Annotated in this window: 7 protein-coding genes and 3 pseudogenes; 7 read left to right on the top strand and 3 right to left on the bottom strand. The window is 55.3% G+C overall.

Translation table 11 applies throughout. The features are described 5' to 3' along the window. The first annotated feature begins 505 nt into the window (after positions 1 to 505). From HBN79_RS22895 to HBN79_RS22885, 3 genes are read left to right on the top strand one after another with little or no spacing between them, the layout of a single operon-like run. The gene (locus HBN79_RS22895; protein WP_169917261.1) at positions 506 to 769 is read left to right on the top strand and encodes a type II toxin-antitoxin system RelB/DinJ family antitoxin; all 264 of its coding nucleotides are present in this window, start codon (positions 506 to 508) and stop codon (positions 767 to 769) included. Further along, a complete protein-coding gene (locus HBN79_RS22890; protein WP_169917260.1) occupies positions 756 to 1,043 on the top strand; it encodes a type II toxin-antitoxin system YafQ family toxin in 288 nt (95 codons plus the stop codon). The genes HBN79_RS22895 and HBN79_RS22890 overlap by 14 nt, the downstream gene beginning before the upstream one ends. 39 nt (positions 1,044 to 1,082) lie before the next feature. Further along, positions 1,083 to 1,520 (top strand): hypothetical protein, encoded by a 438-nt coding sequence (locus tag HBN79_RS22885; RefSeq protein WP_169917259.1) that lies wholly within the window; start codon positions 1,083 to 1,085, stop codon positions 1,518 to 1,520. Positions 1,521 to 1,895: 375 nt separating this feature from the next. Here HBN79_RS22885 and HBN79_RS24055 read toward each other — a convergent pair. Continuing rightward, positions 1,896 to 2,153: pseudogene (locus HBN79_RS24055) on the bottom strand (transposase); the annotation flags it as partial. Between the two features lie 566 nt (positions 2,154 to 2,719). Between HBN79_RS24055 and ltrA the strand changes: the two are divergent. Next, entirely contained in the window at positions 2,720 to 4,045 is a 1,326-nt protein-coding gene (ltrA, locus tag HBN79_RS22875) for a group II intron reverse transcriptase/maturase (protein ID WP_203304376.1), read from the top strand. A gap of 54 nt (positions 4,046 to 4,099) precedes the next feature. Here the strand turns inward: ltrA and HBN79_RS22870 are convergent. Next, positions 4,100 to 5,404, bottom strand: a pseudogene (locus HBN79_RS22870) (IS66 family transposase); the annotation flags it as partial. A gap of 17 nt (positions 5,405 to 5,421) precedes the next feature. Continuing rightward, positions 5,422 to 5,781: an IS66 family insertion sequence element accessory protein TnpB gene (gene tnpB, locus HBN79_RS22865; protein WP_238930714.1), complete on the bottom strand. Its 360-nt coding sequence runs from the start codon at positions 5,779 to 5,781 to the stop codon at positions 5,422 to 5,424. A gap of 70 nt (positions 5,782 to 5,851) precedes the next feature. Here tnpB and HBN79_RS22860 point away from each other — a divergent pair. From HBN79_RS22860 to HBN79_RS22850, 3 genes and pseudogenes are all read left to right on the top strand, one after another. Beyond that, a pseudogene (locus HBN79_RS22860) lies at positions 5,852 to 6,250 on the top strand (IS5 family transposase); the annotation flags it as partial. A gap of 22 nt (positions 6,251 to 6,272) precedes the next feature. After that, positions 6,273 to 6,860: a ParA family protein gene (locus HBN79_RS22855; RefSeq protein ID WP_169917258.1), complete on the top strand. Its 588-nt coding sequence runs from the start codon at positions 6,273 to 6,275 to the stop codon at positions 6,858 to 6,860. Beyond that, complete coding sequence (locus tag HBN79_RS22850) at positions 6,857 to 7,888, top strand: ParB/RepB/Spo0J family partition protein (RefSeq protein ID WP_169917257.1); 1,032 nt, start codon at positions 6,857 to 6,859, stop codon at positions 7,886 to 7,888. The genes HBN79_RS22855 and HBN79_RS22850 overlap by 4 nt, the downstream gene beginning before the upstream one ends. Positions 7,889 to 7,900: the final 12 nt, after the last annotated feature.

Here is a 7,900-nt window from a genome sequence, read left to right as displayed (position 1 = left end):
GGCTTGAACATGTGCGATCCATAACTCGCGCCGCACTGACATTGGTTCCATGTAACTCTCCCGACGAAAAGAGCACAGGATGCCGACCGAGTCGAATGGGTTACAGGTGGTAGGGCTGGACGCTTACACTTTGATTAACGAAACGGGTTTTTGACACGCCTTTTCGGGTGTTTACGGCCATTTTTGGCCCTTCCTTAAACGGTTTCGTAAAACGGTGGTTTTATCGAACTATCCAGACAGTACGCGGGTTTGCGGGCAGACGCTGGGCTTAAGTGCACTTTCTGTTCCATTGCGCCTCAAACCCCAAGTGGGCCTACCGGCCCTCTTCACTGCTTGCCCATTCGCCTGCGGCTCAAGGGGAAGTTTTGCGGCCGTTTAACGACCGCGACGGTTACGGTGGGGTTGGTGTTACACCCCTACTTCACCGCCATAGATGGTGATTTTTTGTTCCTCCAGGCCGCGCTATATTGAGCTACACTGTGGCCCAAGAATAGGAGAGAAAGCCATGTCCACAAACGCTGTAGTGCGTGCTCGTATCGACGAACACATCAAAGAAGAAGCCGCTGCCGTACTTGCGACAATGGGCCTCACGGTTAGCGATGCTTTCCGCATGATGATGACCCGTATCGCGCAGGAAAAAGCGCTGCCATTCGAGCCGTTGGCGCCCAACGCCGAAACCGTCGCTGCAATGAAAGAGGCCCGGCGCGGAAAGTTAAAAAAGTTCACCACCGTTGATGACTTGATGGCGGGTTTGAATGCGGACGATTGAGCATACCAACCAGTTCAAGCGCGACTTTAAGCGAGAGGCTAAAGGTCAGCACCGGGCCGATTTAGAACCAGGTGGTCTGTTCATCAAGGTCATTACCGCCCTAGCGAAGGATAAGGTGCTGCCCGAAAAGCATCGTGACCATGCCCTGACTGGCGACTGGAAAGACCATCGGGATTGCCATATCAAACCGGATTGGGTGCTGATCTATCGCAAGCCAGACGATGAGCGATTGCAGCTTGTGCGACTTGGATCACACAGCGAACTGAGCCTATGACCAGTCAGACTGTGACGCGTCATATGACGGAACTACACCATGCGTCACACCATAGATGAGGCCGCGTCACTGGTTGGCAGGACGCGCCGATCACTGTACCGAGCAATGACCGAAGGCCGCTTAGCATATGGGTTAGAGGCTGACGGCCGTCGCTACATCGACACTGCCGAACTGCTGCGCGTCTACGGGGCTTTTGATTCACCGTCACAGAGCGTCACACCGCAAATGTCACATGGCGTCACAGTGCCGAGCGACCTCGGGGAGATCATCGCCAAGGCCGTCGCAGAGGCAGTGGAACCATTGCGGAAAGAGATCGAACTGCTGCGCCTGGAGAATGCCGAGCAACGCCGGCTCGAGCACAGGCCTGATAGATGTCAACCGAGACTTCGTCCCATCCTCAGATTGAGGAACACCCACAAACGATGGACGTTGAACGGCCTCGGGCTCAGTCATTTGCGGATCTGCTGGCTGGGATGAAGTAAACATTGTGTCGCGACAAAAAACGCTGAAAACGAAAACATGTCGCGGATGAGGACTGTGCCAGAGTTGCTGTGCCAAGGTGTGCCACAGCTGTGCCAAAGAGCAGGCGGCTTAATCCAGAGAAGACTTTTTGCCTAAAGGGGGAAGGATTTCGGCTAGGCCTGACAATGGACCTATAAAGGCCTGACAAACACCAGACAAAGGCCTGACACCGGGCGTACCCCCTGACAAACACCGGACAACGGCCTGACAAACGCATGACCACCTGGAAAGGCGGATACCTTCAGTCGATCAGAGGAAAAAACACAGGCACGCTAAGGATGTATACATCCCGTGCCAAAGGGAGCCCCCTTTGAAACCCGACTCTACGAGTCAAACGCTAGGTGAAGTGAACTCCATACGGATTTGCACGGCCGCAGCTAGCTCGACTATTTCGTCCAGGGAGAAGGCATTGAATTGCTGATCGAGCAGTGAGTGCACACGCGCTATGGGGAGGTTGGCCTTGGCGGTTTCCACCAGGCTGTAGATTTGAGCACTGGCCGTCGCGCCCTTGGGCGTGTCGCTGAACATCCAATTTTTGCGACCAATAACAAAGGGTTTTACCGCTCGCTCGGCCCTATTGTTATGTACGCCCTGACAAGGCGTATGAGTTCAGTGGGTGCGAATCCCACCCGGCTACTGTCGCTCCGGCCGGAAGCACTTTGGAGCAGTTCAGGAGGCAACGAATGGGCTGAAGTATCTGAAGAAAAGGCTTCTTTTAGGAAGTCAGTGACTGTGCAGGCCGTAGCGCGCAGCGAACACCGAGCAGGCCCCGAAAATGCCTTGCGGTAGCCGACCCGCCATAATAACGGGGAAGGTTGATAGTGCTGAGGGATCGAGCGTCAAGCGAACTTGGCACTGCCGCCGGGGTAGTGGTGATGGCATGTACAGAAGAGAACTCATACGAAACAGGGGAAGCCTGCCAGGGTGAAGTGGCCGTTAGACACGGCCATACAAACAGAGCGCCCGTGAGGGATGGCGCTGGCTCGGACAGGTGGCGGATGGGCTCGTAGTACCGTTGAGGCCGGGTAATGCCGGAGTAGGAAAGGAGCCCTGGTCCAAGAGAGGAGTACAAAGTGGTAAGAACGATGGGATTGGCGCCAAGCCTACTAACCCAGGTGAGAAATCGCGTTCGGACACTACAGCGTGCCCTGTATGTGAAAGCTAAGACAGAGCCAGACTTTCGCTTCTACAGCCTGTGGGACAAAGTCTATCGAATCGATGTACTGGTCATTGCCTACCAACGTTGCCGCGCAAACCGAGGCAGCCACGGTGTGGATGGTCAGCGATTCGAAGACATTGAAAGCATAGGGTCTATGGAGTGGCTGGCTCAGCTACGCGAGGAGCTGAAGTCGGGTGGATATCGACCTCAGCCCCTGCGGCGGGTATGGATTCCCAAAAAGAACGGAAAGCTTCGTTCCTTGGGGATTCCTTGTATTCGAGACCGCGTTGTTCAAATGGCCGTCAATCTCACACTCCAAGCGATTTTCGAAGCGGATATGCAACCATCGCAGTATGGTTTCAGACCTCGTCGAGATGCCAAGGAAGCGGTGAGGCAGGTGCACCATTACACCGCAAGGATTGGGTTGAGAGACGTTGTCGATACGGATCTTCGTGACTATTTCAATACCATTCCACACGGGCCTTTGATGAAGTGTCTGGCCCGGCGTATCTCGGATGGCAGGGTATTGCGGCTGATCAAGCAATGGCTTGAGGTGGCCGTTATCGAACTCATTGACGGAAAGCCCCGACGCACCAACGAAGCCAAACACACGCACCGTGGCAGCGCGCAAGGATCGGTGATCTCGCCGCTGTTGGCCAACGTGTATTTCAGGCGTTTCATTCTGGCCTGGGAAAAGTTTGGCTACGCCAAACGTCTGCATGCAAGGATTGTGAATTACGCGGACGACATGTTGATCTGCTGCCGCCCCGGTAGCGGAGAGCAGGCAATGGTGTTGATGAGTGGCCTGATGGCGCGGCTGGGGCTGAGTGTCAATGAAGAGAAGACGGCGCTGGTGAAACTCCCGGAACAGTCACTCGACTTTCTGGGATACAACCTGGGCAGGCAATATGATCGTCATGGGAAAGCCTATATCGGCACTCAACCCTCGAAAGGGGCGATGAAGTCGATTATTGGAAAAATCCATGATGAAACGACGATCAGCATGACGTGGGATACGGTAGGGCACCGGATAGCTGAGCTCAACTCGATCCTTCGAGGTTGGGCCGGCTATTTCGATCAAGGGCCTGTGCTCAAGCACTACCGAATCCTGCAACGCTACACTGAACGCCGTATCCGACGCTGGTTGGTCAAAAAGCATAAGCGACGAGGCCGCTCTGGGTACCGTCTATACCCGGATGCATTTCTATACGGAAAGCTAGGCCTCCATCAGTTGCCCACGCGAATGGCCGATGTGTCGAGTGCGAAGGCCTATCGATCTCGGACGAAAGCCGGATGCGTTAGTAGCGCACGTCCGGTTTGACGAGCGGGGTGTGGAAACGGAGCGCAAGCCACCGCGCCACATCCCGACTCTACCGATGGGCAGGAAGCCGGCCTCGGTGTAACGCTCAAGCTTGCTCCAGTTGCTGGCCAGATAACCGACGGCCTTGCCCAAGGCACTTTGCGTCGTCACCTGGGGATGGGTTTTCTCCAGCCAGCTTTTCAGTTCTGCGAGTACTGGCAGGCCTTTTTCCTGTCGAGCGCTAAAGCGCTGGTCATCGCTGGCTTCTTTGAACTCGCGCTCGATGCCGTAGAGTTTGTTGATCAGGTTCAGCGCGATGTCGGCTCGACCGGTCTTACCCTTGGGCTGCACTTTTTGCGCATCGACGAACTTGCGTCGCGCATGTGCCCAGCAGCCCAAACGCTCGACACCCGGCTGCGCACCCAAGGCGTTATAGCCGGCGTAATCGTCGGTCATCAGGTAGCCGCGATAATCGGCGAGCAGGCGCAGCGGCACCTCCTGCGCTCGGCTGGTGGTGTAGTCAAACAGGACAACTGGGCGCTCAGGCGGGCCGCTGGCTTGGACCCACATCCAGGACTGGCTGGTCGGGTCTCGATCCGGTTCCTTCAGCACTTGTACCCGCGTTTCATCGCAGTGGATAACCGGACTTTCCAGCAACCGGTCGCGCATCAAATTCAGCAGCGGTTGCAGGTGTTCGCCGCACTGGATGACCCAGCGCGCCAGGGTTTGCCGGGGGATATCGACGCCGTGTCGGCCAAGTACTTTTTCGAACCGATACAGTGGCAAACCGTCGACGTATTTGGTGGTCAGCAGCATCGCCAACACGCTGGGACTGGCCATACTTTTTTCGATCAGTTGAGCCGGTTTGTCGGCGGTGACCGGTGCCGTTTCACAGCCACGGCACGCGTAAACCTTGCGGATGTGTTTGATGACGCGGATCTGCATCGGCACGATCTCCAGCTGTTCGCTGGTTTCTTCGCCGATGACGTGTTTGCGGCAACCGCAAAGGCAAGTCAGTTCGTGTTCGGGCAGTTCGTGGATGACTTCAATGCGCGGCAGGTCGGCGGACAACGGTTTGCGTTTGCCACGGCGCTGGGTCGGGGCAACGACTTCTTCGTCAGACTCATCGGTGACCGGAACCGCGAGGCTTTCGGGTTCATTAAAGAGCGCGAGCTGCGGCGTCTGCGGATCGACGGTTTGTTCTGATTTGCGCCCGAACAAGCGCTGACGTAGCAACTTGATCTGTTCTTTCAGATCAACAATCTGACCTTGTTGAGCCAGAAGCGCTTCAGCTGTTTTGGCCTGCTGAGCAAGAGACTCAAGCAGTAGTTGCTTGAGTCGTACAGGGTCATCAGGAAGGTTGTCGGGCATCAAATTCATGCCCGGATTATATCCGATCAGGCGACGAATCTTGGTGTTAAAACTTGATGCGGACGATTCCTCCACAGATCAAAACCATCCAACAACCAATTCAATTCCTGCACGCTCAAAACAATCGCTTCGTCAGTAGGATCGGGCGCGGTTTTGAAACGTTCGGACTCCAGACGCTTGAGCCAAAGGCAAAAGCCGTTGCGCTCCCAATAAAGGATTTTCACTCGATTACGGGGGCGATTCAGAAAGACGAAAAGCACGGGGTCGAACACGGCGACCTTGATATCCAACTCCACCAGGGCGGCGAGGCCGTCGATGGATTTTCGGAAGTCGACGGGTTTGGGGTAGAGGTACACTTTTTCGACTTTGGCGTCGGGACGCATCATGGTTGCAGGCTCCTGATGGGAATCGGGAGCACAGCATCGGGCTTCAACTGGCAGCTTTGAATGTGTACACGGTGGATCGCTTACGATCCATCTGGCGGTGGATGCCTATGGATTGCCAATAGAGTTTGTGATCACCGGCGGTGAGGTCAATGACTGCACCGCCGCCCCGGAGTTGATAGCAAAGCTGCCTCATGCTCAAGCGATCGTCGCGGACAAAGGCTACGACAGCGAGCGTATACGCGAGCAGATTGAGGCGAAAGGGAGCAAGGTCGTCATCCCGAGAAGGCGCAACTCAGTGAAGGGAAATGCCGATCTGGACAAGGGTTTGTATCGATACCGGCATCTGGTAGAGAACGCCTTTGCCCGACTGAAACACTTTCGAGCAGTGGCGTCTCGGTACGACAAATTGAAAAGAAACTACGAAAGTGTGGTGGCCATGGCCTGTGGTGTCCTATGGCTACCCATGTGAAACGTCAACAGACCCTAGCCAGATGTTTGATGATTCGCCAGACCTTGTGTTGTCATTTTTTGCCGACCGCGATAATTCGGGTATCACCCTGATTCACAATGATGATCGCTTGGCCAACATTGAAAAGCTTGACCTGGAAGATGCTGCAACGCTGTTGCGCACCCATGTTGAGGCGCTTTCGCAGTATTTCGATGTTTGCCTGATCGACACGCCGCCATTCCTCAGCAACGTAATGGCATCGGCACTGTTGAGCGCTGATTTTGTTATGTCTCCGGTGGAGCTGGAGCCATACAGCCTGCAGGGCATGGAAAAAATGGTGGCCGTCATTCAGAACCTACGCGAAGCAAACCCGGCCCTGCAATTCCTCGGAATGCTGCCGAACCGCTACAACGTCAAGATTCCGCGTCACGTTGAAAACATGGCGATCTTGCGCGAGGCCTATGCCGACTTGGTAATGCCTTTTGACATCCGCCAACGTGACAGCATCGCTGAGGCATTGGGTAATCAAATTCCTGTGTGGGAAATCAAGAAAACCGCTGCGCGTGATGCGACAAAAGAGATTTGTGCAATGACTCAGTACGTGTTTGAAAAGATGGAGGTTATCCAATGAGCGCCAATACCGAGAAGAAGCCCCAGGAAGCCGCTGTGACGCCGAAGAAGCCTGGCGGAATGGGGTTGGGTGGTATGAAACTTTCGGGCCTCCTGAAGACTCAGGCGGCCTCCGAGGAAAGCGCTCTGAAGGAGCTGGACCTTACTCTGATTGACGAAGATCCCCATCAGCCGCGGCTGGAAGACAACCCAGGCTTTCGTCCTGAAATGATTGCCGAAATCGGTGCGACCATTAAAGCTCGCGGTGTGAAGCAACCCATTTCGGTGCGGGAGAACCCGGACAAGCCAGGGCACTACATCATCAACGATGGAGCGCGGCGCTATCGCGGCTCCAAATGGGCACATAAGACGACCATCCGTGCAATCGTGGACAACGACTTTGTGCCTGATGACCAGGTGGTGGCGAACATCCAGCGCGAGGGTCACACGGCGCGAGAAATAGCCAAGCTCATTGACCAGCGTTTGGCGTCAGGCATGAAAAAAGGCGAGATTGCCAAACGCTGGGGCAAGTCGCCGGCATACATCACGCAACACGCAGCCTTACTCAATTTGCCCCCTGTAATCGCTCAGGCATTCGATAGCGGCCGTATCGCTGACATTACCCTGGTGAACGAGCTGCTAACTGCCCACAAGGACAAGCCTCAAGAGGTAGCCGACTGGCTGGCAGACGAGAACCAGGAAATCACACGCGGTTCCGTCAAGCTGTTGCGGGAGTTTCTGGATGAGGGGACCGAGCGCGACCCTCATACCATCGACGCATTCAACGGCAAGACGGACGCCGAGAATGACGACGATGAAGGCGGAGAGGAAGGGGCCGGCGATGGCGGGAAGAAGCCGCCGAAAGAAGCAGACCCTATCAAGATCAAGAAGGCTATTGTCCAGGTCGAAATCAACGGCGACCTTTGCCGACTGATCCAGACCAAGCGACCAACTGAAACCGGCCTGGCCTGGTTCAAGAACGAGATCAGCGGCGAGGAATTTGAGGCTGATCTTACTACTGCAAAAATGGTTGCCCTGGTCGAAGGCTAAACATTTACCTGA

It is taken from the genome of Pseudomonas sp. WS 5051 (assembly GCF_012985715.1).
In the GTDB taxonomy this organism is placed as follows: Bacteria; Pseudomonadota; Gammaproteobacteria; order Pseudomonadales; family Pseudomonadaceae; genus Aquipseudomonas; species Aquipseudomonas bubulae.
Note: the sequence above shows the minus strand (reverse complement) of the source record. Positions and strands in the feature narration are given on the sequence as shown.